The 25,674-nt window shown below is 36.5% G+C and carries 20 protein-coding genes; 9 read left to right on the top strand and 11 right to left on the bottom strand.

Going from position 1 to position 25,674, the window contains the following annotated elements; translation table 11 throughout:
• Positions 1–284 precede the first annotated feature (284 nt).
• The 4 genes from LEP1GSC059_RS17980 (at position 285) to LEP1GSC059_RS17965 (ending at position 5,140) form a co-directional block, all read left to right on the top strand.
• A complete protein-coding gene (locus LEP1GSC059_RS17980) occupies positions 285–806 on the top strand; it encodes a hypothetical protein (protein ID WP_036026496.1) in 522 nt (173 codons plus the stop codon).
• Between the two features lie 15 nt (positions 807–821).
• Positions 822–1,658 (top strand): penicillin-binding transpeptidase domain-containing protein, encoded by an 837-nt coding sequence (locus tag LEP1GSC059_RS17975; protein ID WP_017214657.1) that lies wholly within the window; start codon positions 822–824, stop codon positions 1,656–1,658.
• Positions 1,659–1,676: 18 nt separating this feature from the next.
• Positions 1,677–3,923 carry a cation:proton antiporter gene (locus LEP1GSC059_RS17970; protein WP_017214656.1) on the top strand — a complete coding sequence of 749 codons (2,247 nt, stop codon included), beginning with the start codon at positions 1,677–1,679 and terminating at the stop codon, positions 3,921–3,923.
• A 131-nt stretch (positions 3,924–4,054) separates the two neighbouring features.
• Positions 4,055–5,140 (top strand): DNA-methyltransferase, encoded by a 1,086-nt coding sequence (locus LEP1GSC059_RS17965; RefSeq protein WP_002178715.1) that lies wholly within the window; start codon positions 4,055–4,057, stop codon positions 5,138–5,140.
• A gap of 1,398 nt (positions 5,141–6,538) precedes the next feature.
• Here LEP1GSC059_RS17965 and LEP1GSC059_RS17960 read toward each other — a convergent pair.
• The gene (locus LEP1GSC059_RS17960; RefSeq protein ID WP_002178618.1) at positions 6,539–7,036 is read right to left on the bottom strand and encodes a DUF4395 domain-containing protein; all 498 of its coding nucleotides are present in this window, start codon (positions 7,034–7,036) and stop codon (positions 6,539–6,541) included.
• A 423-nt stretch (positions 7,037–7,459) separates the two neighbouring features.
• Here LEP1GSC059_RS17960 and LEP1GSC059_RS17955 point away from each other — a divergent pair, with 423 nt between their 5' ends.
• Both LEP1GSC059_RS17955 and LEP1GSC059_RS17950 read left to right on the top strand, forming a co-directional pair.
• On the top strand, positions 7,460–10,756 hold the full coding sequence (locus LEP1GSC059_RS17955) for an efflux RND transporter permease subunit (protein WP_020981314.1): 3,297 nt from the start codon (positions 7,460–7,462) through the stop codon (positions 10,754–10,756).
• A gap of 241 nt (positions 10,757–10,997) precedes the next feature.
• Positions 10,998–12,572, top strand: coding sequence for an FAD-dependent thymidylate synthase (locus tag LEP1GSC059_RS17950; protein WP_002178479.1), 1,575 nt, complete (start codon positions 10,998–11,000; stop codon positions 12,570–12,572).
• Between the two features lie 975 nt (positions 12,573–13,547).
• On the opposite strand, the gene LEP1GSC059_RS17940 is transcribed toward LEP1GSC059_RS17950, so the two are convergent.
• Together LEP1GSC059_RS17940 and LEP1GSC059_RS17935 are read right to left on the bottom strand one after the other, a co-directional pair.
• Positions 13,548–14,603 carry a class I fructose-bisphosphate aldolase gene (locus LEP1GSC059_RS17940; RefSeq protein WP_017214653.1) on the bottom strand — a complete coding sequence of 352 codons (1,056 nt, stop codon included), beginning with the start codon at positions 14,601–14,603 and terminating at the stop codon, positions 13,548–13,550.
• Between the two features lie 838 nt (positions 14,604–15,441).
• Complete coding sequence (locus tag LEP1GSC059_RS17935; RefSeq protein WP_002178864.1) at positions 15,442–16,896, bottom strand: ATP-binding response regulator; 1,455 nt, start codon at positions 16,894–16,896, stop codon at positions 15,442–15,444.
• 391 nt (positions 16,897–17,287) lie between these two features.
• Here LEP1GSC059_RS17935 and LEP1GSC059_RS17930 point away from each other — a divergent pair, with 391 nt between their 5' ends.
• The 3 genes from LEP1GSC059_RS17930 (at position 17,288) to LEP1GSC059_RS17920 (ending at position 18,632) form a co-directional block, all read left to right on the top strand.
• Positions 17,288–17,728: a CBS domain-containing protein gene (locus tag LEP1GSC059_RS17930; protein ID WP_002153584.1), complete on the top strand. Its 441-nt coding sequence runs from the start codon at positions 17,288–17,290 to the stop codon at positions 17,726–17,728.
• Positions 17,729–17,934: 206 nt separating this feature from the next.
• Positions 17,935–18,126 carry a hypothetical protein gene (locus LEP1GSC059_RS17925; RefSeq protein ID WP_002178644.1) on the top strand — a complete coding sequence of 64 codons (192 nt, stop codon included), beginning with the start codon at positions 17,935–17,937 and terminating at the stop codon, positions 18,124–18,126.
• Positions 18,123–18,632 carry an LIC_12238 family plasminogen-binding lipoprotein gene (locus tag LEP1GSC059_RS17920; protein ID WP_020981161.1) on the top strand — a complete coding sequence of 170 codons (510 nt, stop codon included), beginning with the start codon at positions 18,123–18,125 and terminating at the stop codon, positions 18,630–18,632. Before LEP1GSC059_RS17925 ends, LEP1GSC059_RS17920 begins: the two co-directional genes overlap by 4 nt.
• A gap of 25 nt (positions 18,633–18,657) precedes the next feature.
• Here the strand turns inward: LEP1GSC059_RS17920 and LEP1GSC059_RS17915 are convergent, their stop codons facing one another.
• The 8 genes from LEP1GSC059_RS17915 to LEP1GSC059_RS17880 form a co-directional block, all read right to left on the bottom strand.
• Positions 18,658–20,625 carry a hypothetical protein gene (locus LEP1GSC059_RS17915; protein ID WP_020981326.1) on the bottom strand — a complete coding sequence of 656 codons (1,968 nt, stop codon included), beginning with the start codon at positions 20,623–20,625 and terminating at the stop codon, positions 18,658–18,660.
• Positions 20,615–21,079, bottom strand: coding sequence for a chemotaxis protein CheW (locus LEP1GSC059_RS17910; RefSeq protein WP_004421003.1), 465 nt, complete (start codon positions 21,077–21,079; stop codon positions 20,615–20,617). Before LEP1GSC059_RS17910 ends, LEP1GSC059_RS17915 begins: the two co-directional genes overlap by 11 nt.
• 8 nt (positions 21,080–21,087) lie before the next feature.
• Positions 21,088–21,825, bottom strand: a complete 738-nt coding sequence (locus LEP1GSC059_RS17905; RefSeq protein WP_002154911.1) for a hypothetical protein — start codon at positions 21,823–21,825, stop codon at positions 21,088–21,090.
• Between the two features lie 222 nt (positions 21,826–22,047).
• Positions 22,048–23,109, bottom strand: coding sequence for a mannose-1-phosphate guanylyltransferase (locus LEP1GSC059_RS17900; RefSeq protein ID WP_020981219.1), 1,062 nt, complete (start codon positions 23,107–23,109; stop codon positions 22,048–22,050).
• Positions 23,106–23,981 carry an SPFH domain-containing protein gene (locus LEP1GSC059_RS17895; protein ID WP_017214650.1) on the bottom strand — a complete coding sequence of 292 codons (876 nt, stop codon included), beginning with the start codon at positions 23,979–23,981 and terminating at the stop codon, positions 23,106–23,108. Before LEP1GSC059_RS17895 ends, LEP1GSC059_RS17900 begins: the two co-directional genes overlap by 4 nt.
• The gene (gene hfq / locus LEP1GSC059_RS17890) at positions 23,981–24,238 is read right to left on the bottom strand and encodes an RNA chaperone Hfq (protein ID WP_001274793.1); all 258 of its coding nucleotides are present in this window, start codon (positions 24,236–24,238) and stop codon (positions 23,981–23,983) included. Before hfq ends, LEP1GSC059_RS17895 begins: the two co-directional genes overlap by 1 nt.
• Before the next feature lie 16 nt (positions 24,239–24,254).
• The gene (gene miaA / locus LEP1GSC059_RS17885) at positions 24,255–25,148 is read right to left on the bottom strand and encodes a tRNA (adenosine(37)-N6)-dimethylallyltransferase MiaA (protein WP_017214649.1); all 894 of its coding nucleotides are present in this window, start codon (positions 25,146–25,148) and stop codon (positions 24,255–24,257) included.
• Positions 25,149–25,157: 9 nt separating this feature from the next.
• Positions 25,158–25,634, bottom strand: coding sequence for a TIGR02300 family protein (locus LEP1GSC059_RS17880; protein WP_002178584.1), 477 nt, complete (start codon positions 25,632–25,634; stop codon positions 25,158–25,160).
• Positions 25,635–25,674: the final 40 nt, after the last annotated feature.

Here is a 25,674-nt window from a genome sequence, read left to right as displayed (position 1 = left end):
CGTCTTTAGTTTCAATAGAACGCGTTCTGTAGAGCGGCAGCGCCCCGGATGAAGTGATAACATTGAGTTCAAGAAGTGAGACACTGAGTTTGAAAGAGCATTTCGTTTTAGTTCCCTCCATCGATCCCTTTCACGTTCAACTTAGAAAGTCTACGAAAACCAAAAATGTAAGTATTATCGTTTTAAAAGTTTCTCTCTAAAAAAACGGCATACGATTTGGTTTGTCATTTCTTTGGGAAAATTTTGTATGGATAAACATTCTCTTTTTTGAATTCAATTCACACATGCCTCTAATTAACGATACGACACAATCATCTTTGGAAATCCTGGATTTTGAATTTGAAAAAGAAGTCTATTGGAATCGATTTTTAGAAAGGGCCGGTTTAATCGTAGGGTACGGGGCTTATCTGGTTTGTTTTGTAATCGTATTCGGTTTAAAGTTAGAATCCGTAAAATATGCTTCTCTATTCTATTTAGGACTTTTTACCAGAGTTTCCAGTCTATTGATCGGAAAGTTTTACGAAATCCCTATGGTATTTCGTAACCTATTTTCAGAGAATCAAACGTTAGTCGCTTTAAGTATGGATTATATACGGATTTACAGAGAAAAAACTTTTAGACGTCTTGCTGCCAACCTATTTGGAATGAACGATTCTTCTACACTTTACAAAGCCAACGAAGAAGAACTTTTAGAAATGATACGTCCTAAAATGCAAAAACCTTGGAAGAAAGCGGGGAAAATTTATTTTTTCTTTATTTATATCCCGATCGCGTTCGTTCTAATTTGTATTTCTATTTTGATGTGATCGGTTTTAGATTTAATGAAAAACGGATTCTTATCCTTTTTAGTAATTCTTTTGTTTCTTTCTTGTAAGATTAATTCTTCTAATTCTAGTCTAAATACAAAATCTTTTTCCGAAAAAAGTCTCAAGGGAAACCATTGTGCGATCTTAGTCAACCAAACCACAAACAATAAAATTTACTTTCAAAAAGATGAATGTTTTCATAAAACTCCTCCTTCTTCTTTGTTCCATTCTGCTTTAGCGCTCATTTCCGTAGAAGGAGGTTATTTAAAAGAGAATCAAACCCTTTTTTTCTGGGATAAGACTAGATACCCATATATTCGTTGGCAAAAAGATCAAAATTTAAAATCTGCCTTAGAATATTCTGTACACTGGTATTTTACAAATTTATGGAATGATATAGGACCGGAAAAGGGAAAACCACTTTTAGAAAAAATAGAAATCTTTCAGATTCCAAACACACGAAATTCTTTTTGGTCGGACGGTTCTTATACAATTTCACCTTCCGAGTTTGTAGATTTTTTAATCCGACTTCAAGAAACTCCTCCGCCTATTCGTAAAAAGACGATTCAAAGCGTCTGGGATTTGTTAAAAAGAACTCCAGGTTCATTCTCCAATGCAACTGGAAGCCACGATCTTTCGGGAGACTGGAATGGAGTGGAAGACTATAGATCTGATTCTGCATTTTATTATACACAAGAAGAAACCAGTTCCTGGTTTTGGGTTTCTTTTCAAAAGTCGAATGTTCGATGGCTTTTACTTACACGTATCCGAATTTCGCAGCAAATTACAAGCCCTTTGAAAGCGGCGGAACTCGCCTCTAAGATTCTCAAAGACGAATTGATCATTCCTTAAACTATCCTAAAAATCTGAATGACGAAACAGGAATTCGTTCCTACAATGCCTCCGAACATGAAAAAAATATCGCTATTTTATATTTTTCTAATTTTCTTATTCATTCTATCTTTAGGTTTTATACTACAGTCAGGACAAAATCTGGAACTGGAAAAGGAAAATTTTCATTCTTCTCAGGTATTATCCAAGAAGAATCTCAACATCCCAAATGAATCTTCAAAGATAAACTTTCCCAGACCAGGCTTCTTAGATTTGGAAGCAATAGGAAAAAATTTTTCCGGACATCTTAAACAACCAATTTCTAGACTTCTACTTCAGTTGATAGTGATCATACTCTCCGCCCGATTTTGCGGCAAACTAGCGACTAGTTTAGGACAACCTTCTGTAATCGGAGAAATACTCGCTGGAATCCTTCTTGGGCCGTCTCTACTTGGTTTGATCTTTCCAGAAGGATTTCAACTTTTATTTCCTAAAGAATCTCTTTCCACACTTCAAATACTCAGTCAACTCGGTCTTTTACTTTTTATGTTCGTAGTAGGAATGGAATTGGATCTAAAAATTCTACGAAACCAAGCCGAGTCTGCAATTATCATTTCTCACTCAAGCATTATGTTTCCGTTTCTTTTAGGTGCGGGGCTGGCTTATTTGATCTATGTACCGTTAGCTCCCGAAGGTGTAGATTTTATTGCATTCTGTCTTTTTATGGGAATCGGTATGAGTATCACCGCCTTTCCAGTTCTTGCCAGAATTATTTTAGAAAAAGGTTTAACTAAAACAACGTTAGGCAGCCTTGCCCTCACTGCCGCTGCAGCGGACGACGTAACCGCTTGGTGTGTATTAGCAATCGTAGTTACGATCGTAAATGCAGGTTCTTTTTCTTCCGGGATTTTGATGATCGTAATGTCTCTGACATATATGTTCGTAATGTGGAAAGGAATTCTTCCTTTGATGAAAAGAGCCGGAAATTTATACACCACCAAAGAATCCATGACAAAATCAATCACCGCGTTTTTCTTTTTATTCATTTTTATTTCTGCCTGGATCACAGAAGCGATCGGAATCCACGCACTTTTCGGAGCATTTTTAGCCGGTGTAGTAATGCCGGATAAAAAAGAACTCAGAAACAATCTGGTAGAAAAAATTGAAGACTTCAGCCTTACCGTTTTACTTCCTCTTTTTTTCGCGTTTACGGGACTGAGAACTAAGTTCGGTCTTTTGTCAAGTTCAGGATTATGGCCCGTTTTTTTTCTAATTCTTTTTGTAGCCGTATTAGGAAAGTTAGGTGGAAGCGCCATCGCCTCTCGTCTATCTGGTAAAAGTTGGATGGATTCTTTTTCAATCGGAATCCTTATGAATACCAGAGGCCTTATGGAACTGATCGTACTGAATATAGGGTATGACTTAGGAGTATTATCTGAAGAAATTTTTTCGATGATGGTACTTATGGCTTTGACTACAACGGTGATGACCGGGCCCGGACTTAAACTGATAGAACTCTTTTTTACAAAACGAGATATTGACGTAAAACCAGTTTTGAATGCAGGAATTCTAATCTCCTTTGCCCAACATACGAGAGGTTTAGAATTATTAAAGATTGCTTATGGACTTTTTCCAGAAAAAAAGAAAGAAAGAGAAGTTACAGCCGTTCATTTATCTCCTGATTCCAATATTTCTGAATCCCACGCGGAAAAATACGAATCCTTGAGTTTTACTCCTCTGAAAGAACTTTCAAAAGATTTAAATGTAAGTCTGAGTACGATCTATAAAACCTCTACGAATATTACTAAGGACATTATTCGAATTGTAAACGAAGGAAATTATAAACTACTTTTAATCGGTGCTGCACGTTCTTTTTTTTCGGATGATATTTTAGGTGGAAAAATTAGAACGATACTGAACGAAACAAATTGTAATACTGGAATTTTATTTTCCTCTCAATTACAAGACATCAAAAACATACATATCTTATTTGGTAGAGAAAAAGATTTAGAACTTCTTCAGATCGCGAAAAGACTGGCGGCAAACTACAATTCTAAACTGTCGATCGTGGATCTAAATGGCTCTATTAACCAACCCCAGATCAAACAGAATCTCAAAAAAGAAAAAGTGAAAATCCTAACTCCAGAAAATTGGAAACAATTCGATTTGATTCTTTGTGATTTGGACATATGGGAAAATCATTCTGAATTTAGAGTAGACGAACTACCAGAAGGTGGAGGACTTCTTTTAATCCGTTCTACGGACGGCTTTCTAATTGAAATTTGATTTTAATTTTACCGGGTATTTATTATAAATTTATAATTTGCCTAAAGTTTAGTTTTTTAATCTGAGTCGAACTCTTAAAAACGTTTTGAGTAGACATAAAAAATAAAGATTAAATTCTAATTTTTATAGGTATGAAACGAACGATTCATAGGATTCATTTTCGAGATTCTAGAGATACGTTTCCTCTCGATTCGGAATCAGTGGATTTGGTTCTCACTTCTCCTCCTTATCCTATGATAGAAATGTGGGATGAACTTTTTTTTGGTTTTTCTAAAGAAATTCAGAAAAATTTTCTTATCGATCCCAATCTTTCTTACGAACAAATGCATCTCGAATTAGATAAGGTCTGGAAAGAATCGTTTCGCGTTTTAAAAAACGGAGGTTTTCTTGTAATCAATATAGGAGATGCTACAAGAAACACCGCTTTTGGTTTTAGAATTTATATGAATCACGCAAGGATTCTACAAGGTTGCAATTCGATAGGATTCCAAAGCCTTCCAGGTATTCTTTGGAGAAAACAAACAAATTCCCCTAATAAATTTATGGGCTCCGGCACACTCCCAGCAGGTGCGTATGTAACCTTAGAACATGAGCATATTTTAATATTCAGAAAAAATAATAAACGAAAGTTTTCCACAAAATCGGAGCGTTTATCCCGTATGGAAAGCGCTTTTTTCTGGGAAGAACGTAACTTTTGGTTTACGGATGTATGGGATTTTAAGGGGAAAAAACAGGGACTAAGTTCTCTTCTCGCTGGTAGAGAAAGAAGTGCCGCGTATCCTTTAGAACTCGCAAATAGAATTATACTAATGTATTCTCTCAAAGAAGACGTTGTTTTAGATCCTTTTTTAGGGACAGGGACCACCACTCTGGCTGCAATCGGCAATTGTAGAAATTCAATCGGGTTCGACCTAGAACCCGGTTTATTAAAGACTCAATTTGAAAACCTACACTCTCTAAGAGATAAATTGAATCGAATGATAGAAAAAAGAAAAAACGACCACGACGTTTTTGTACAAAACAGACAAAACGAAGGAAAATCGTTTCTTCATTTTAATCAAAATCTTCAAACACCCGTAGTGACAAAACAGGAAAAGTTTCTAAATTTAGAAAGAATCACCAGACTTTTTTGTAATTCGGAAAATGAAATTGAAGTGGAATATTTTCCCTTATTACAAACAGAACTACTTCCACAACTCGAATCAGTTCATCCATAACTAACGTGAATTAGGCGTAAGAACCCATAATTCTGAAAAAAGTTAGAATCTGAACTTTATAGATTGATTTTTTTTAATGTGGGAACTACTGCAAAATTTCGTTCGGAAAAGTATGATTTAAAATCGCAAAAAAGATTAAAAGAGACGTAATCTGTGGGAACTACCACAATTTATAAAATAACGTGAGTTTCGCATAACGCGAAAGGGATTGATGCGCGGGGTCGAAGTAACTCAGCAAAACGCTCTCTACCATAACCTTACCCACAAGTATTTGGATCTCAATATTAAATCTGTGGGAATTACGACAAATTCTCTGTAAAACTGAGTTCCCACCCTAGAACGCGATCCGTCGAGAGCGTTCTGCTTTAGTTTTCCCACGTTTTGGGTGGGGGTAACTCAATGAATTGCTTCCCATGGGTCGCAATTCAGGTGGAGAAGTTCGGAAGACTTTTCTCTATCAGAAAAACATACTTTTTGCAAGTTAAAAGACTCATTCTTGTCGGAACACTTGAAAAATGTGTGTTTTTGAGCCCACAACGCGATTCATAGAGAGCGTTGTGTTGAGTTTCAAACGCGACCTGTCGAACGACCTAAAACGCTTTCGTAAAAAGCGTTTTGCTGAGTTCGGGGAGCGAGACGCTGAGTTCAGGAAAACGTTTTGCTGAGTTCAATTTTGATTCTAAAATCCTATTCAACTTGTGGGTAAGGTTATGGCTTTCTACGGATCGCGTTTTAAATTGAACCTAAGGACAATATGTTGTATTAAGTTTCTTGCATACAATTTATCGACCAGAGCGGAGAGCCCGGTCCGGCTGCTTATAGCAGCCGGATTCGCCCGTTTTTTCTTACGCCTTGCTCACGTTAAAATAGAAGTTTATAACTGTCGTATTCAAGTGGGAACTATTACAAAACTTAGATTTGTCCGTAAAATGATGTGGGAACTCTCACAAATCTCGATTTTACAAACAATTCTTAAAATTGTAGGAACTCATACTTTTAGGAAATTTTTTCTCAGCCGAATTTAAGCTAAGATGGGATTTAAATTTTGATGATGCCCGCAAAACAACGTTTTTGTGCAAAAATCGGATTGGACGATGATTTTTTTGTATTTTATAGTAGTTCCCACAACTTTCAAAGTTTAACTATAAATCTACAATTTGTGAGAGATCCCACATCTATTTTTTTTACAAAAATTATTTAGCTGATCAATAAAATTATCCAACAATATTTGATCTTTAAATATTAAAAAATCTTCATAAAACTCACTAAAACTTTTATGCCACATATAAATTATAGTATAGAAATTTAATTCAAAATCATTAATCGAGAATTAGAAAAATTTTTATAATTGCGCACCATTATTAAAATGTCATTATTTTAATAACACCTAACATACATTCAACGAGTATCCGTTTCTTTGGAAACAAACGTTAACCGATTGCACTTTTCGCAGACTTCTTCGGGAATAATTTTCCATCTCATCAAATATCCAAATACAAAACAACCCGCACAAAAACCTATACAAGATTCCAAAACCGCAAAAAACACTAAGGTTCCAAGTACTACCTGAAACGCTAAAATCTGTCCTTGGGTAAGTAATATCAAAGAAGTAAAACTAAATAAAAAACCAATTCCCTGAGCAAATCGTTTCGGCGGTCCCGCTACGGTTTTGTTTCCCAATCGAAACCTGGGAACAATCCAATGAATTGCAAGTTTTGCAAAAATAGAAAATCTAGGTCCGTATAAAACACGTGCGGTAAATCCATACAACAAAGCAAGATTTAACCAAATCGATTGTGTAAAAAGAGTTATAACTGATAAAATCACTACAAGCCCTGCCACCGATCTGGCAGCGTATTCGTTGACCGTATCTGGAAATTTCCCAATAGAAATCATAAAAGCCCCTTTATTTTAGACAGATAGAACCGCAATTTCAGGTCCATTGTTACATAAACAATCGTTTCCAATTGAAGCAATTATTTAAATTTTTCAACGAGTATATTCAATTTTATTTATATTAGATATAAATTTATGGCCTAAAATTTTGTCATATAATTTCAAAAAAATACTAGCAAATTGTTTTTTATAATATCTTCTCAATTTCAATCCTACAAAAAATGCTATTTCCTTATTTTCAAATGTAATGTTGAATTTTTTGATACATTCCAATTACTTGGAAAAGAAAAGAAAAAACCTATTTATAATTTTTACTGGAATGAATTCCTTCCGAACAAACAACACTCAACAAAAAAATCTTTCAACTCTAAGCTTCTAAGACTTTCCTGGTCCATATCGTCTTTTTAGAGATAAACCAAAATTATGATTGATAAACTAATCCGCGCTTCGATTAAAAATAGAGCCCTAGTTTTGGTTCTGACCTTTATGGTAACCCTCGTAGGGATCTACAACGCATTCTATCTTTCCATCGACGCAATTCCAGACGTGACCAACGTTCAAGTTTCGGCGGTCACGTCCTCTCCTGGTCTTTCTCCTCTTGAAGTAGAACAGTTCATTACATATCCCATTGAGATGGAATTTACGGGCCTTCCTAACGTCACCGAAATCCGTTCTATCTCCAGAGCGGGGGTCAGTTCAGTTACAGTAGTTTTCAAAGACGGAACAGATATCTATTTTGCAAGACAACTAGTTAACGAAAGAATCAAACAAGCGGAAGCAATCATTCCCCCCGATTATGGAAGACCAGAACTTTCTCCAATTGCAACCGGTTTAGGAGATATTTATGAATTTGTACTGACATCGGATAAACATTCTCCGGAAGAATTGAGAACTTATATGGATTGGGAATTGGCTCGTGAAGTCAAGTCCGTAGAAGGAATCATAGACGTGAATATTATCGGCGGCCAAGTGCGTCAGTATCAAGTTAAGATCGATCCTAGAAGACTCGCGGTCCACAATCTTACCCTTTCTCAAATTTACGATAAGTTAGAATCAGCAAATCAAAATACGGGAGGGGGTTATATTTCTAAAAACTCGGAACAAATCGTAATCCGAGGAGAAAGTCAGTACAAATCCATTGAAGACTTAAAAAACACTGCGGTCACAACCGCTGGAGACGGAATTCCTCTTTTGCTCGGACAAATCGCAGAAGTGGAAATCGGTCCGGCTCTTCGTTTTGGTCTAGTTACCAAAGACTCTCAAGGAGAAGTGGTCGGAGCCACGGCCATGATGCTCATGGGTCAAAATTCTCTTGAAGTTGTCAAAAGGGTTAAAATAAGAATTGAAGAAATCAAAGCAAAACTTCCTCCCGGAATGAGAATCGAAACCTTTTACGATCGTTCCGAATTTATCGGAAGAACGTTAAGCACCATCTTCACCAATTTAGCGGAAGCGGCTGTTTTAGTAATCATCGTACTCATAATCGCTTTAGGAACCGTCAAAGGAGCGTTACTCGTTGCTTTAGCAATTCCAATTCCTATGCTCACGGCCACCATCTTTATGAACGTGTTTGGAATCGTTGGAAATCTGATGTCATTAGGAGCACTCGACTTTGGTCTGTTAGTCGATGGGACAATCGTGATGTTAGAATCGATTTTACACGCATTTATTTTAAAACGTTCTTTCTACGAAATGCAGACCAAACTAGAAGACAGAGAATTAGCCGCAGAAGAAATTATCACGGACGCCTGCGTACGCGTTGGACGTGCGGCGACGTTTTCGGTTGCGATCATTTTACTTGTATATCTGCCTCTGATGAGTTTAGAAGGTGTAGAAGGAAGAATGTTTAAACCGATGGCAATTACCGTAGCGCTCGCGTTAGGCGCTTCTCTTCTATTTTCTCTAATTACGTTTCCGGCCGCAGCAAGTATCCTTTTTAAAGATCCGGTATTTCATCATAGCAAGTATTGGGATATAATTACAGAAAAGTATAAACTTTTACTGGATTTCGGAATGTCCCGTAAAAAGGAATTTTGTTACGCAGGAATTGGAGTGGTCGTCTTAGCGATGTTACTCGGTTCCGCTTTGGGTTCAGAATTTTTACCTAGAATCGACGAGGGTGAAATCGCAATCGACATCAAACGCCTTCCTTCTACTTCGATCAATTATTCCAGAGACACAAACTCGGATATGGAAGCTGTATTAAAAAAATTTCCGGAGGTAATTGGAGTTGTTTCTAGAATGGGCCGTGGAGAATCCGCGGCGGAACCAGTTGGTACCGACGAAGGAGAAGCCATGGTTAAATTAAAACCTCGTAAAGAATGGACGAGCGCTAAAGATAGAGAAGAACTGATGACTAAAATGAAAGATGAAATTCTTAAGTTCATTCCTTCGAGCACGATCAGTTTATCTCAACCAATTGAAAACAGAGTCAACTCTCTTCTTTCCGGATCCAAAGCAGACGTGGTCATTAAAATCTATGGAGACGATCTAGTCAAACTTAAGGACATAGCCGCAGAATTTGCAAACAAACTCAAAACGGTTCCCGGAGTCGCCGACTTAAGAGTTCAAAGGGTTTTAGGTCTTCCTCTTGTGGAAATCAAAGTAGATCGAGGAAGTATGGCGCGTTATGGAGTTCAAGCAGAAGAAATTCTAGCGACCGTAGAAGCGCTTCGACTCGGTAGGCAAACTGGAAAAGTTTTCGAAGGTTTTAAACGATTTGATCTTGTGGTTCGTTTGAAAATAGACGCTACCGATTTAGAACAAGTGGAAAATATTCCAGTCTTTACTTCTTTTGGTTCCACCGTTCCACTGGGTCAAGTTGCAGAGATTAAACTCGTAGAAGGTCCAGCGGCAATTTATAGAGAATCTCTAAAAAGAAGAATTATGGTAGAAACAAACATCCGAGGCAGAGACCTCGTAAGTTTTGTAAACGAAGCGCAAAAGGTCACAGAAGAAATTGAAAAAAATCTTCCACCCGGTTATAAAACCGATTGGGGAGGTCAGTTCGAAAACTTCACTCGAGCCAAAGAAAGACTAGCCTTAGTAGTTCCGATCGCACTCGCGATCATTTTCTTTATGCTTATGGCGGCGTTTGGTAGCATCTACTACGCGTTAGGTGTTTTTATCGTGGTTCCTCTCGCCGTTTCAGGTGGCATTATCGGCCTTGTAATCCGAGGTCTTCCGTTTAGTATTCCTGCAGGAGTCGGTTTTATTGCGGTAAGCGGAATTGCCGTTTTAAACGGAGTCGTTTACGCTTCTACCCTTCGGGAAGAATTAGAAAAAGGCGCTTCGATTGCAGATGCGGTTTATCTCGCTGGAATTCATTCCCTCCGTCCCGTAATGACTACGGAAGTGATAGCCGCAGTCGGTTTTATTCCGATGGCAATTTCCACAATGGCCGGTGCAGAAGTACAAAGACCTCTTGCAACTGTAGTGATTTTTGGAGTAATCGTAGCCACCGTTTTTTCTAGGGTGCTTCTTCCGATTGTGATGGAATATCTTTTAAACATATACGAACACCAAGAAAGAAGAAAGTCCGCAAAACGTAGGCTTTTAGAAAAAAAAGCGTTTGGACATCATAGTCATAATTTCGAACACGATAATAGTGAGTGGGTAGAAACTACGCAAGAAATTGTTACAGAAGAAGACACATCCTCGAAAGTAGACGTTAAAGAGAGATCCAAATCTAAAAAGTCCGGCAAAAGAACAAAAAAATAAAAGTACTCGTAGAGAAAAATTTCTCTACATAGAAGAGTTGCTGAAAAATTCCATAGTTCAGATCAACAAACTGTTTTAATCTCCATAAAACAGAAACTGATGGAGAATTAATTTTTCAACAACTATAAAGTTTATATTGAGTGCATCACTGTAAAATAATCCTCCAAAAAAGAGTTTTCGACGAACTTTCCACCCTCAAGATAGACGAAAGAGGACATAGCCGTCCCAACCAAAAACTTTTATGCCAGCCCAAAAACCGATCGTTTTACTTCTGGATCACAGTAAAGATCCATTCAATCTATCTATAGCTACTGCAAGAACTTGTTATTCTTCTAAAGGAATCCTTCTTCCTTCCGATATGACCACCTCGGAAAAATCGATAGAGATCCGAGATAAAGTCGCCAAATCTACTAAAAAAGCGGGACATCTTACCACTCGTCAACATCCACAGTTTATATTTACTTTGGACAAAGTATCCAGGCAATTCGTTTGGTCCTTTTTACATTCGCATCCATTTTATAATTCCGAACAAGTTTCTCAAAGATATGTAGAAGTAAAAAAAGAAAATTACTACATTCCCCCCGAACTAAACGGAAAACTTTTAGAACTTTATTTAGACGCCGTAGACTTTGCGAGCCAGTCTTACTTTTCTTACACGGAAGCACTACATCCTTTTATCCAAGAAGAATATTTTCAGATCTATAAAGCTCGCGCCAATTATCCGGACAAATGGCAAACTCCAATTAAAAAAAAATGTTTAGAGGTAGCACGTTATCTGCTACCTCTAGGAACATTTACATATCTCTATCATTCCGTTAACGGACTTACTCTACATCGTTACTATAGATTAATGAATTCCTACGACGTTCCGAACGAACAAAGATCAGTTGTTACTGAAATGATCCATCAAGTTCGAGCAATTGATCCTTTATACGCGGACGAAATGGATGATCCAATTCCTCTAGAAGAAACCACAGAATATCGTTACTTCGAGTCAATGTTCGGAAATGGTAAAAGAGAATTTCATCCAGAAACCGCTTCTACTTTTGTAAAAGAATTTGATTCTGAATTAGTAGGAAGGTATTCCAAACTAGTCTCTCATTCTTCTAACGGTCCAGAAATTTTGGCCCAATCGGTTCGTTCTATATTAGGAATTCCTAAATCAATTTTGAATGATCAAGACGCAATTGATCTGGTTTTAAATCCCGCAAAAAACAAACATCTTACTTCCACTCTCAACGAAAGTTCAATGAGTCCGATTACAAGGGCACTTTTTAACGTTCAATATTCTTTTCAAAAAAGAATCTCACATACAGCGGACAGCCAAGATCAAAGACATAGAATGGTTCCTGGCGGAAGACCTGTTCTAATGTCTCAATATGCAGGTGTTCCTGATTATATAACACCATTTATAGTTCAAAAATATCCTGAGCTCAAAGAAAAATACGACCTAGTTCATAAAGAAATTTTTGAAAAACTAAATCGTTTTTTAGAAGCGGGAGGTTCTCCTGAACACGGAACGTATCTTTTACCAAATAGTTTTCCAATTCGTTTTTACGAAAGTGGGGACTTACTCAATCTCCATCATAAATGGAGATCTAGAACCTGTTATAATGCTCAGGAAGAAATCTTTCAAGCTTCTGTAGACGAACTGACAGATGTAATGAAAGTCCATCCTCAAATAGCAAAATGGATCAAAGCACCTTGTTGGATTCGTTTACAAGGGGAAGTCAAACCTTATTGCCCGGAAGGAGATCACTACTGTGGTACTCAGGTTTGGAAAAGAGAGTTATCCGAATATTCTAGAGTAATTTAAAATTGATAATCCGAAGTTTCAAATTTTTGTTCTATTTCTAAAAGTTTCCACGTTTAATTTTTTGTTAGAATTAAATACTACCTCATCCCTATAAAATTGATTACTTAAATTTATACTAAAAAACTTCATTAAACATAGATTAGGTGTAATTAATGCGAAAGGGATCGATGAATGAACTAAAGCACAACGCTTTCCTGAACTCAGCGTCTCACTCCCTATGGGTCGTTCGAAATAACTCAGCGTCTCACTCCCTATGGGTCGTTCGAAATAACTCAGCGTCTCACTCCCTATGGGTCGTTCGAAATAACTCAGCGTCTCACTCCCTATGGGTCGTTCGAAATAACTCAGCGTCTCACTCCCTATGGGTCGTTCGAAATAACTCAGCGTCTCACTCCCTATGGGTCGTTCGAAATAACTCAGCGTCTCACTCCCTATGGGTCGTTCGAAATAACTCAGCGTCTCACTCCCTATGGGTCGTTCGACAGGTCGCATTATTGGTATTTTATAAAATTGAATCTGATTCTGGAATTTCACAATAACTTGACCAGAGCTGAGAGCCCAGTCCGGCTTGCCTACGGCAGCCGGATTCGCCCTGATTTTTTACACCAAATCAACGTTAGCTACTGAGCTATATAACAGAGTACCGTTATTTTAGATTCCAAAAACCAATTCTTGTCAAAACTAGAATTATTCTAATCATTAAGTAAATTCAATAGAAGAGATTCATTTTATAAAATCTGATTTCTCTGTAAAAATAAAATATAGGAACGAATACATGTTTATAAAAATTTAGTGTTCATTCTGAATACCATGTTGTAGCAACTAAACATAAAATCAAATATGAGTAATTTTGAAAGTGATTAGAAACAAACATTCATTTAGGTATTTATTTCTATAGGAAAGAGTGATAAAAAAGAAAACTGATACAAAATAAAAACCTCTTTTTCCAAAGAGGTTTTTATTTAATTTTGATTTTTAAGCGATCGTTACGTCTTTCGAAAGATAAACGTCTTGAATCGCATTCAAAAGAGCGACTCCGTCTTTCATCGATTTCTGAAACGCCTTTCTTCCGGAAATAAGACCCATTCCACCAGCTCTTTTATTGACAACCGCCGCTTTTACCGCATCGGAAAGATCGTTTTCTCCAGACGCTCCTCCAGAATTGATCAAGCCAACTTTTCCCATATAACAGTTTGCCACTTGGTATCTTGCCATATCGATTGGATTATCTGCCGTCAACTGAGTGTACATTCTATCGTCTTTTTTACCGAACTTTAAATCCTTAAAACCACCCGCAAAAACTTCAGGAAGTTTTTGTTTTACGATATCTGCTTGGATCGTAGCACCTAAATGGTTCGCCTGTCCTGTAAGATCCGTAGCCAGATGATAATCAATCTTATCCGGCTTAAAAGAATCATTTCTCAAATAAGCCCAAAGAATTGTAACGAGCCCTAGTTCGTGGGCTCTGTGAAATGCATCTGAAATTTCTTGAATTTGGCGAGAAGATTCTTCGGAACCAAAATAAATCGTAGCTCCGACCGCGGCCGCACCCATATCAAACGCCTGCTCCACATTTGCGAATAAAATTTGATCGAACTTATTTGGATAAGAAAGGAGTTCGTTGTGATTGATCTTTACAATAAAAGGAATCTTATGAGCGTATTTTCTAGAAACAAGACCTAAAACACCAAGTGTAGAAGCTACCGCGTTGCAGCCACCTTCGATCGCAAGTTTTACAATATTTTCCGGATCAAAATAGGCCGGATTTTTTGCAAAAGAAGCCCCAGCGCTGTGTTCAATTCCCTGATCCACGGGTAAAATAGAAGTATAACCGGTTCCGGCAAGTCTTCCAGTATTGAGAATCGCTTGGTAATTTCTAAGAACGCTGTTGTTTCGATCACTTTTAGAAAGAACTTCGTCTATATAATTGGCTCCGGGAAGACTTAAAGATTCTTTTGGAATCGTTTTACAAGTATGGTTTAAAAGAGAATCCGCTTCTGCACCCAGGGCGGCTTTGATTTTATCAATCATTCCTAAGTTCCTTTGCTCGATTTGAATGTTGGATACAGTTTTTTTTACTCCACCTGGTTTTTCCATCATTTTTGGGTTGTACATTTGCGCAACCCTATCCAATTTTCAGGACTTTCAACTTGTATCTGTTTGAAATACTTTGATTTTTTCTTCCACAAAAATGAAATGAAAATCAATAGCGGTGGTTTAGAAAAAACGAAATCAAGTCTCGAAACTCCAAATCGTATTACTCATCTTAATATATTAGAGTATCCAATAATAGTTTAAACTTCAATAATAGATTTTTTGAAAGTGGCGATGAGCAAACTACTTCAATTTGATTCTTCCGCATAAAAAGGAACTTTAGATTTAAATAAAATTTCTTAAAAATATATAATATTATTTGAATAAATAAAAATACTTATATATCATAACTCAATATGCCCGCTCGCAGCCGAATAAAATTCTGTTTTAAATTTTACTATTTCTAATGCCTAAAATGTTTTGTTTCTACTAACCGAACATTACAAATCAAGATCTCATCAACTCATTTTGAAAATGTGGGAACTTCTAACATCGAAAAATGAATATTTAGAATGACTTAACTTTGTGGGAACTATTATAAAATTAAGATTTCGCAGTGCAATTTTAAAAGCAGGGACCTAAATCAAAAAAAACTATTCTTTAGAAATTGTGGTAGTTCCTACAAGTTACGTTTCTTTGGAGAATTTATAGATTTGTTACCTATCTGACCGATTTTGAATTGCCTTTTTTATTGTTCTGTGAGTTCACACATTTTTGTAAAACTCAATCTCACTTCCTAAGGGACGTTCGATAGATTTCGAGACAGATTCTATATTTAAACGGGAAGTTGAATGATAAAGTCCCAACCAGATTCTGATTTTTTAAGAAGTAGTTGTCCTCGATTCGCTTGAAGAATTCCATAACAGACTGAAAGTCCCATGCCAATCCGAGAATCGTTCGAACGAAAATTTTCAAAGGGTTCAAATCTACTTTCTTCGCTCAGATTTAAATCTAGATTTAGCTTTCCAGAAATTAAAATTTTAAGATAAGAAGGATCTGTAGAATCCAAAGCGGCCCTCAAATGAATCAAAGCCTTTTTTTGATTTTCGGAATAGTAATATAGAATATTATAAAGAACTTCACGAATTTGATTCGGACGAATTGAAATTTCCAAATTCTCCGGAATTTGAATTTCTAATCGAATTTCCTGTGCTTTTAACATTTCTATGATCATATTTTCGACAGAGTTAACGAGTTGTTTTAGGTTACATCGTACGGGTTGTTCGGGATCTTTTTTGGAAAATAAAACCAAATTGCGAATGATCGCCGCAATCCTTTCACCTTGTTCAATGATAAGCCGGGCATAATTTTTAGTTTCCGCGTCTCCGCCCTTATGATTTTGAATGACATGTCCGTAATTAATAATTCCCATCAGAGGATTATTAATTTCATGCGCTAAACCTGCCGCAAGTTTTTGGATGGATTCTAATCTTCTTTCGGATTGAATGATTTTTTCCATTTCAGATTTTTCTTTTTCGGAAATAGAAAGAGCCGCAATTTCAGAAAGCATAATAATAGAACCCACGATATATCCTTTCTCGTCTCTAACTGCAGAAACACGAAAGGCTACCTGAACCCTACTTCCATCATTACGGGTCAACAAAGACGGAATGTATCTCAAATGATCGGATTGTATCGCACGAATACTCTCTCCATTGTTCGTGGAAAATCTTAAAACCTTTTCCCCATATTCTCCCTGAACTTCGGCAAGTGACCAACCGGTAAGATACTCTGCGGTTCGATTCATAAATAAAATTTTTCCTTCTCGGTCCAGAGATATCGCGCCTTCACCGATGTTTTGAATTACATCCTTAAATTCCTTTCCTTCCTCCCTCGCCTTTCCAAACCTCTTTTGTTGTTTGAGTGCAATTTCAATAGAGTTTTTAAGAGACGTAGGCTGAAAAGGTTTCGAAATGTATCCAAATAAAGAAGCCTTGTTTACGGCTCGATTGAAGGTTTCTTCGTCTGCAAACGCAGTCATAAATATAACTGGAATGTCCATTTTTTTTTGTATTTTTTCTGCGGCTTGAATTCCGTCCAATTCACCTTCAATACGAATATCCATCAGAATCAAATCCGGATTTGTTCGTTCGGCCATTTCCAAAGCTTCGTCTGCCGTCCTCGCAGTGCCGGCAATTTTATATCCTAACTTTTGAAGAGAAAGCTGGAGATTAAAAGCAATCAGCCATTCGTCGTCTACAATTAGGATCGATGGATTGGTAAAATTCATTCTTAGTAGTAAACCTTTGGCAAGAAAGATTAGATTCTATCTGAATTGAAAACCTTTTTTCATCTAGATTCTATAATTCTACTCGAACAAGTCTTGAATTCAAAAGATATTAAGTTATCGTTTAGAAAAATTCTTGAACCCTATTCCTAAAGCCATTAGGATATATCTTGCGATCAAGACCTAAGATCAAAGACCCTTTGTAGAACAAAGAAACACAATCCAATCGGATTTTAGTTTTGGACAAAACAAGTAAATAGGTAGTTTATAGACATTTTATAAATTTAATTCATAAAATGAGAAAATAAAACGTGAATTCTTTACAAGGCATTTCGTTTTCGTTCCTTGAGAAACAATCTAAATAGAATCGATCACAACCAAAACGGAGAAGGTAATGTATATAAAACAAATCCTAGCAAAAAAAGATAGAAAGGTATTATCAGTAGAACCGGAAACTTTGGTAATGGATGCAGTCAAATTTATGACCAAATATGATATTGGATCGGTGATCATTTTAGGAGAAGGAAAACTCAAAGGGATTTTTACGGAAAGAGATGTACTTCATCTTTCGGCAGAACTAGGTCTTGATTTTTTTAAAAAATCGGTTTCAGAAGTAATGACAACTTCCATCACTACCATGACTCCAGAAGACGACGTAGATGAACTTCTTTCTATTATGCTCAAAAAAAGGATTCGTCATATGCCGATCTTAGAAAACGATATTTTGATCGGAATCATTTCGATCGGAGATGCGGTCAAAGCGAAGATCGAAAAAACAGAAGAAGAAAATAAAAATCTTAAACAATATATGTACAGTGAAAACGGATTTATCTAAAATCTATAACCAGTTTAAAATAAAGTTTTAGAACATAAAATGTATAAAACGATAATCAAACTTTTCGGAAATATAAAAACTCTTATCAATTTTTACTTTTTTCCGATTGCAATAAACAATACCCGAGTCAAATTAGAAATAGATTAAAAAATCTTGAATTTTCTATTTTGTAAAAAGAAAATTCGACCTATAAAAATTGTAACGTTATGAAATTCATTCTTTTTCTATTGATGACCTATCTGGTGTATCGTTTTCTTTCCCGTTTTTTTATATCTACTACACAACAAACCAATTCTCATTGGAAAACGTTTTACACAAACGTATACCAAACTCCAAAGGAAAAAGACATTTCCAAACAAGCTCGTGTAATCGATTCAACGTCCTTAAAAGAAAAATGAAAACGGTCCCAGCCTTTCAAAAGTTGACTGTTTTTTTTAAGATCTTTTTTTTCTCTTTGGCTTTTAGTGTTATCTCGACTTGTTTTAAGCCTACTGGAGAATTTGGTTGGGCGTTACTCGACGAGGAAAAATTCAATATCATTGAAAAAAAAATTATGACCGTAGGAGAATATACGGTTACAAGACACAATTTGATTTTTCCGGACGACAAGACGATCTATTATATCTACCGATTTTCTAGATCCGTTTCCGAATCTGCAGAAACCTACGTGAGTTTAAGTAAATTTCAACTTGGATATAACGAAATGGACGTTCTTCGCAAAAGACCAAATCCAATTTCTCAAACGATCGAGGGATCTTTTCAAGGACTCAGTCCCGGAAAATATCTTCTCAAAGTTGCTTATGAAGGAGATGTAATCGATGAGGTTGAGTTTTTAGTCCGATCTATACGAACTCCTTACGTAGAAGATCCATCTAATGACGATATAGAAAAAGCAATGAAGTAATTTTAAAATGTAGAAACTACTACTTTTAAAGAGGTTCTCTTTTAATACCGTCTTCTAAAATTTTATTGATCCTATTTATATTCTTTAAAGAAAGATTGATTTCGATAGAATTTCCAATCTTCACAATACTTTCGTAAATTTTTCTTGCGGCCAGAAAATCGTTTTCTTCCTCTAAAAGAATCGATAATCTTTTCATTGCCAAAGTAACCGGAGTGGAATTCAATTTGGTTCGAATGATTCCAAGACGACTTGTGGATTCCTGAAAATCTAAATCCTTCAAACGATATTGAGCCATAGTAGAATCGTCCGTTTTTTCCAAAAGATTTCTTTTGATAGAAAGAACTTCCTTTTTAAGATCCGAATTTTTATTCTCTTCTACTTTATAAATATCTTTTAAACGTTCGTAAGAACGAATGGCTGAATTTAGAGAAAGTTTCTCTTCCTTCGGTTTTTTACGATATAAATACAGTTTAGAAATTCCTAATTCTGCAAAAAATTCCTGACGATAAAGTTCACATACCTCCGAAAAAGTAAGGCCAGAAGTTTCGGGACTAGTACGCTCCTTCAGCCAAATTCCATAATAGAAAGCAGCACGTTCTAAATCTCCGGTTCTATTTTCAAAAAAAGAACCAAGTTCATACGAAAACTGAATTCTCTTTTTAGAGTCCGTTTCCGCTTTATAATAGAATTCATAAAAAGAAGAAGCCAAAACATTCTGTTTGAGTTCCGTATAAAGAGAAGCAATTGCAAAATAAATTTCCGTAAGTTTAGATTCTTCTATTTTTTCGCTGCGAGCAAGTTCTAAATACTTTTTATAAAAGTCTATCGCCTTTGCTTTTTTACCGGAAGATTTAAGTTCCTTTGCAAGATCTAAAACTGGCTCTTTCATCGTAGGATCTAGTTTAGTAGCCAGTTCCCAAAGCGCCGCTGTCGCATAAAAGTCTGTATTACGTTTATAATCAAATAAAACGAAAATTCCGCTCCCAGCAATTCCCAGACGATTTACAATTTTCAGCCTTTCTTTGTTTTCGTTTTCCGATTGTTTTACAAGTCCGGCCAAATAATAAACTACTTCCGCGTCTTCTTTGGATTTTTTACTTCTAAAAATCTCATAAGAATTTAACTTAGAATCGTTATATTCTTTTTGTTTAATACTTAGATTATTTTCGGATTGTTTGATTTTTTCTTTATAAGCAGGAAGATCCATTTCGGTTAATGTTTTTTCGTAATTTTCTCCGTTTTGTCCTCGTTCCGTAATTTTAGTTTCTTTTCCGCGCGTAAGATTAGCCTCGAACAGATGATAAAAATCTTTGGAACTTTTAAGATCTTTTTTCGATTTTTCTAAATTTTCGATGGATTGTTTATGAGAAAACGCACCTTGTTTTTCAATCGGATCAAAAATTTCAGCCAACCTTCTTTCGTCTAAATACTCTTCTTCGGTATGACTAAAATCTCTGTAACGAATCGCTGCAAGAGCGGATTCGATCGCTTTTGAGTTTTGTTTTTTTTTGTCATATTCTTTAGAAAGAAGCATGTGTAGTTCAAATAAAATCGGAGAATCCCTCATCATCCCAGAAGGAGTAAGTTTAGAAAACATATTTAGAATCAAAAGTCGGATCGTGTTTCGGTTGGTATTTTCATCAAAAATTTTTCCGAGCCTTTTTTCTTCTTCAATTCTTCTCGAATCTATAAACTGGGAATAATATTGACCCAAAACTTTTTGAATTTCAGAAATCGAGTCTTTAGAAGGATCTTGAATAGATTGACGCAGACCGTTTAAGTCTTGTTCGGTGATCTTTACGGAAGGGGGATCGTATAAATTTTTGGAATCGTATCTTCTATCTTGTTCGTCTGCAACAATAGAAAATACTCCGAGGTATAATAAAATAAAAATCGTTGATTGAATAGGATTTAAAAAGTTAAAACGACTTTGACCGAAACGGTCTCGAGCAGACCTACTCCGATTTTGAAAATTGCTTTTTTCATCCGACATTGTTTCCCAATTCGGTTAATTCTTCCGTTCCTAAAATCTTTTCCACGTCTATGATGATAATAAATCGATCGTCTTTCTTTCCGATACCTGTAATATATCTTCCGGAAATCCCTTTTACGGAAGGTGGAGGAGGATTGATGGAATCTGGCGGAAATAGAACCACGTTAGCTACCTTGTCTACAATAATTCCTACAGATTGCCCACTTACCTTGACCACGATCGCACGATCATAAGTTATTTCCCCTTCTCTAGGAACCGTAAGTTTAACCGCCAGATCTACCATCTTGACCACTTTACCACGTATATCCATAATTCCCGCAAAATAAGTTTTTGCTTTTGGAATTCGGATTAAATTGTGAATTTTAATGATCTCGTCTACTAAGGAAATAGGAATCGCATATTCTTCGTCTCCCAAGCTAAACAAAATGTATTGGTGGTCTATTTCCGATGACATGATTTACCTCAATACCGGGTATATCCGACGTAGTAAAAGTAAGATCCAAGACTCATAAATAGAATTACTTTTACAAAGAGCGGATTTCTTTTTCTCAGCATCCAGTCTAAACCACCAAAAAGCAAACCGAAAACTGCAAGAGAAAATCCAAGCATATAGAAATCTGTATATGCATAATAAATTCCGAGCGCAGAACAAGCACCCAAAATCAGGTCTTGAAGTTCGCTCCAAAATCTTTTCTTAACACGAACGATCCAAGGTTCTTTGTATTTTCGATTTCTAGAAAAAATTCTCTGCCATAAAGTTTTTTCCCGATTGATTCCAAAAATATGATTATATCGAGTGGAGGTTTCCCAAGGTCTGTGAGTTTGTTCTTCTACATGACCTAAAGGTTGTTTAGAAATTCCATACAAACCGCCTAAGGTGTTTAGAAGATCCGGATCCGGTAAACAGGAAAACACTTCTTGAAACGGAGCGAGTTTAGAATAGATAGGAACCATTCTTCCGCTGGAAAGATCTTTCTCCTGAATTACCTCTCCGTCTTTAATAGTAGCAATATAGATCTTTCCGTTTTCACTTGCAATTTCGAGAGTTAAACGGACTTTTTTATCGTGAAAGTTGAGATCGGCTTGGAGTATATCTCCGGATGGAGTTGTGGCAGAATAAGATTTCGTATAACCTTTCGCAGGTGGAGTTTCTTTTTTCCACCATTTGCGAAAAATTGAGTGATCCTGAAATGAGCCCATACCTATTTATCGGTAAAAATAAAAATGGGCTTAACGGTCTTAAAATATCTCTAGTTTGATTCCGGGATTTTCGTCCCGGAGAAAAATCTACGGATTACTTTTTCTTTTTATGTCTGTTCGCTCTTCTCTTTTTCTTTCTTTTATGAGTAGCGATCTTTCTGCGCTTTCTTTTTTTACCTGAAGGCATTAAGAACTCCTTAGATTTTCCTTCCTGTCAAAAAACTATTCCGTGTACTTTTGTAAAGTTTTATTTTTACGAAGTTCCGAGACTAGATTTTTAATATCATTTATTCCTGATTTTGTACTGATAAATAAAACGTCTTCCTCTTCTACAACGATCAAATCGTTTACACCTAAAATGGCTGTAAACTCTTTGCGAGTCTGAGTGATATTTCCGGAAGACTTGTGAAACAAAACCGTCTTTCCCATATGTCTGTTTCCAGACTCGTCTCCTGCCATTACCCTTTCTAAAGAAGTCCAAGATCCTACGTCGTCCCAACCAAAACTCGCCTCAACCATTTTGATACGAGAACTTCTTTCCATAATAGCTATATCCACAGGTTCAGAAGAAACTATCTTAAAAGCCGCGGCAAGTTCTCCCGCTTTTTTAAAAGGAAATCGTTCTTTAAGAGGATCTAAAATTTTAGGAGAATGTGTTTTAAATTCTTCTAATATTAAAGAAGTTTTCCATAAAAAAATCCCTGGATTCCAATAGAAGTTTTTCTTCTTAATATATTTGAGTGCGGTTTTTACGTCTGGTTTTTCGTAAAAAGATTTTACCGCAAAACAGCCGTCAGTCGACTTTCCAGTTTCTATATAACCGTATCCGATTTCAGGACGATTGGGTTTAATTCCTAGTAAAACCAAATGATCTTTTGTATGTTCTAAAGCCGTAGAAATTGTCTTTGTAAATTCCTTTACTGGTTGAATCCAAGCATCCGCAGACAAAACTACTTGAAAAGGATCACCGTATTTTTCCTGAAAATACAAAGAAGCAAGTGCGATGATGGGAGCCGTATTTTTCCCTTCCGGTTCGATGATAAAATTTTTTTCGGGGAAATTTTTTTCCTGAGTCAGAATCGACTTTTTTAGACTCGCATTAGTTCCGATATAAATACGATCTATCGTAGTAATTGTAAGAGCGCGCTCTAATGTTTCCCGTAAAAGTGTTTTATTAGAATATACTTTCTGAAGTTGTTTTGGTGTGGAAATTCTAGAACGAGGCCAAAAACGTTCTCCCTTTCCCCCCGCCATAATCAAAACTACCGGTTTGTATTGGTTCATTCTACCTCTTTGGGTTTTTTAGGGTTCTTTTTCTTTTTAGAGGACGGAACTTCTCCTAAGATCATCTCCGAAGGAAGCAAAATCACTTCTACATTGTCAGATAAACTTTCATAAAGAAGAAACTCTTTCATATCCGGATTTTTAGTTATAAAATCCTTGGTCTTTTCTAAACGTCTAAGAAGCGAAGAAATTTTTGCGTCTTCCTCAATCTTAAAAGCCTCCGCTTTTCCTAGGGCAGTTGTAAGATCTAATTTTTTTTGAAGAATCAGATTTTGATTTCTGTACACACCTGTGATGAGTGCAGGTTCCGGAACCTGTAAATCTAAAATTCTTAGATTCAAATTCTGGAATGTTTTTTCCTCGGAAAGTAACTCCGAGGAAAATTTCGTCCTTAGATAATTGTCTAAATTAGTTTTGAGGGTGTTCGGATTTGCTAAAAACTCTTCTACCTTCTTACGAACAATAGAATATACTATTTTTCTAATATAAGAATCTATCTTTTCTTGTCCGATTCCGGCGGCTTCCAAAAACTCAAAAGCCCTGTTTGGGTACAAAGAATATCTAACTTCGAGAGAAATTTTGATTTTTCCTTCCGGAGAATTTTCGGGAAACATTCCAGAAGAAAGATCTATGTTCAAGACTACATTGGAAATTTTAGAAAAGATGGGAAAACGAACTACTGTATATTTCCAGGGAAAAATCGTTTTCCATTCGAACACATAACCGGGCCCAGAAGTATAATCTAATAATTCTTCAGAACCGTCCAGTACAAGAAGCGACTCTCTTTCTTTAAGAGTATGAATACAAAGATAAATAAGAACCGTTAGGGCCCCAAAAACAAGGACCCAAAATAACTTAATCCAAAATCGCATTATCCCTGAGCTGCGTCTTTGTTGTCTTTTGCTTCCTCTGTATAGAGTTTGATGATCTTGGCGGGAATGATCGTAGAAATAGCGTGTTTATAAACGAGACTCTGTTTATTTTCCTGTTCGAGTACGATCGTAAAATTATCGAAACTTACCACCTTACCTTTCAAGGGAACCCCGTTCAGTAGATAAATGGTAAGATCCAATTTATCCTTCCGGGCAGTGTTTAAGAGTTGATCCTGTATATTGTTTTTAGCAGACATCTTTTTTTATTTCCGTTTATTTTATATGTTTGATACGTTCCAGCGCCTCGGACCGATCCATCGATTGGATATAGTTTTCCTTTCGAAACCAAGTGACCTGCCTTTTGGCATAATTCCTATGAGACTGACTTAAATCCGTAAGGAATGTCTCTACATTGGAGTTTCCTTTTTTATTTTCAAGTGCAAAATTATAACCCAACGATTTGAGTCCGGGACAAGATTCACCGTATCTTTCTTTAATTTTCCAAGCCTCATCTGCCATTCCCAAATCGATCATCTGTTTGGCTCTTAGGTTGATTCTTTCATAAAGTTCTTTCCGATCCAGGTCCAAAAAAATACCCAAACGAATTTCCAAATTATATTTATGAATCGCAGAAGTATTTGGATCAATTTTCAAACGGGACCATTTCTCTCCCATCAAATTGACTTCTAAAGCCCTACCCAATCTATAATCGTCCCCTGAAAATATTTTATCCAAAGCCTCCGGATCTAAGTCATTTAAAAGAATCTTTTTTTCTTCTAGATTCATAGAAAGAACCCGTTCTCGAACGGAAACACTGATATCTGGTACTGGAAACATTCCAAACAAAAACGCCTTTAGATAAAAGCCTGTGCCCGCAGTAAGAACCGGAATTTTACCGGAATTTAAAACTTTTTGCAAAGCCTCTTCCGCCATTCGATTGTAAAGTCCAGCGTCTATACTTTCCTTAGGAGATAACACTTCTACGAGATGATGACAAATTTTTGACTGCTGCTCTTTTGTGGGAGCCGCGGTTCCAATTGGCATTTCTTTATAAATCTGTCTGGAATCGAAAGAAAGAATCTCGAACCGAGTAGGATCCAGTTCGGTAATGAGGGAGGTTTTACCCGCTCCGGTTGGAGCGGCAAGAATCAAAATCGGAAAAGTCAAAGAAGAAGATTACTCTTCCTGTTCTTCCGCATCATCCTCTTCTTCCTCCAAAGCTTCTTCCAGTGGTTCTTCGGTGAACTCTATTTCATCGTCTTCAATTAAAGCTTCTTCTTCTACGATTTCTTCCTCAACGACTCTAGGACGAACAGTACGAGTGCGTGCAACCGGACGTTTATTTTGGTCCGCTCCACATTTAGGACAGAGTTTTTCTTCTTTATTGAGATCGTAGAATTTGGTAGAACAAGTATGACAGGTCCATTTTTTTCCGAGAGGATTGAAGGAATTAACAACCTTAGAACCAGAAACCTTTTTCGTACTTGTAGGTTTAGATTTTGTAGAAGGACTCGATAGAGCCTTTTTGATGATCTCAACTTTCTTTTTTGCCAATGCGTTCCCTTTTTTGGGCGCAGTTTTTTTTGCCGTTGCCTTTTTCTTAGCCCCGGCCGTGGCAGTTTTTTTGGGCTTAGTCTTTTTGTTATTTGCCATCGGAATTGACCATGTTATGTGAGAGGTAGCGTCCTTCAAG

It is taken from the genome of Leptospira noguchii serovar Panama str. CZ214, assembly GCF_000306255.2.
Lineage (GTDB): Bacteria > Spirochaetota > Leptospiria > Leptospirales > Leptospiraceae > Leptospira > Leptospira noguchii.
The sequence above is the reverse complement of the archived record's forward strand: the minus strand, read 5'-3'. Positions and strand labels throughout refer to the sequence as shown.

Excerpts from the sequence above, each read along its gene's own strand:
- LEP1GSC059_RS17980 (WP_036026496.1), top strand. The coding sequence starts at position 285 with ATGCCTCTAATTAACGATACGACACAATCATCTTTGGAAATCCTGGAT.
- LEP1GSC059_RS17975 (WP_017214657.1), top strand. The coding sequence starts at position 822 with ATGAAAAACGGATTCTTATCCTTTTTAGTAATTCTTTTGTTTCTTTCT.
- LEP1GSC059_RS17970 (WP_017214656.1), top strand. The coding sequence starts at position 1,677 with ATGACGAAACAGGAATTCGTTCCTACAATGCCTCCGAACATGAAAAAA.
- LEP1GSC059_RS17965 (WP_002178715.1), top strand. The coding sequence starts at position 4,055 with ATGAAACGAACGATTCATAGGATTCATTTTCGAGATTCTAGAGATACG.
- LEP1GSC059_RS17960 (WP_002178618.1), bottom strand. The coding sequence starts at position 7,036 with ATGATTTCTATTGGGAAATTTCCAGATACGGTCAACGAATACGCTGCC.
- LEP1GSC059_RS17955 (WP_020981314.1), top strand. The coding sequence starts at position 7,460 with ATGATTGATAAACTAATCCGCGCTTCGATTAAAAATAGAGCCCTAGTT.
- LEP1GSC059_RS17950 (WP_002178479.1), top strand. The coding sequence starts at position 10,998 with ATGCCAGCCCAAAAACCGATCGTTTTACTTCTGGATCACAGTAAAGAT.
- LEP1GSC059_RS17940 (WP_017214653.1), bottom strand. The coding sequence starts at position 14,603 with ATGATTGATAAAATCAAAGCCGCCCTGGGTGCAGAAGCGGATTCTCTT.
- LEP1GSC059_RS17935 (WP_002178864.1), bottom strand. The coding sequence starts at position 16,896 with ATGAATTTTACCAATCCATCGATCCTAATTGTAGACGACGAATGGCTG.
- LEP1GSC059_RS17930 (WP_002153584.1), top strand. The coding sequence starts at position 17,288 with ATGTATATAAAACAAATCCTAGCAAAAAAAGATAGAAAGGTATTATCA.
- LEP1GSC059_RS17925 (WP_002178644.1), top strand. The coding sequence starts at position 17,935 with ATGAAATTCATTCTTTTTCTATTGATGACCTATCTGGTGTATCGTTTT.
- LEP1GSC059_RS17920 (WP_020981161.1), top strand. The coding sequence starts at position 18,123 with ATGAAAACGGTCCCAGCCTTTCAAAAGTTGACTGTTTTTTTTAAGATC.
- LEP1GSC059_RS17915 (WP_020981326.1), bottom strand. The coding sequence starts at position 20,625 with ATGTCGGATGAAAAAAGCAATTTTCAAAATCGGAGTAGGTCTGCTCGA.
- LEP1GSC059_RS17910 (WP_004421003.1), bottom strand. The coding sequence starts at position 21,079 with ATGTCATCGGAAATAGACCACCAATACATTTTGTTTAGCTTGGGAGAC.
- LEP1GSC059_RS17905 (WP_002154911.1), bottom strand. The coding sequence starts at position 21,825 with ATGGGCTCATTTCAGGATCACTCAATTTTTCGCAAATGGTGGAAAAAA.
- LEP1GSC059_RS17900 (WP_020981219.1), bottom strand. The coding sequence starts at position 23,109 with ATGAACCAATACAAACCGGTAGTTTTGATTATGGCGGGGGGAAAGGGA.
- LEP1GSC059_RS17895 (WP_017214650.1), bottom strand. The coding sequence starts at position 23,981 with ATGCGATTTTGGATTAAGTTATTTTGGGTCCTTGTTTTTGGGGCCCTA.
- hfq (WP_001274793.1), bottom strand. The coding sequence starts at position 24,238 with ATGTCTGCTAAAAACAATATACAGGATCAACTCTTAAACACTGCCCGG.
- LEP1GSC059_RS17880 (WP_002178584.1), bottom strand. The coding sequence starts at position 25,634 with ATGGCAAATAACAAAAAGACTAAGCCCAAAAAAACTGCCACGGCCGGG.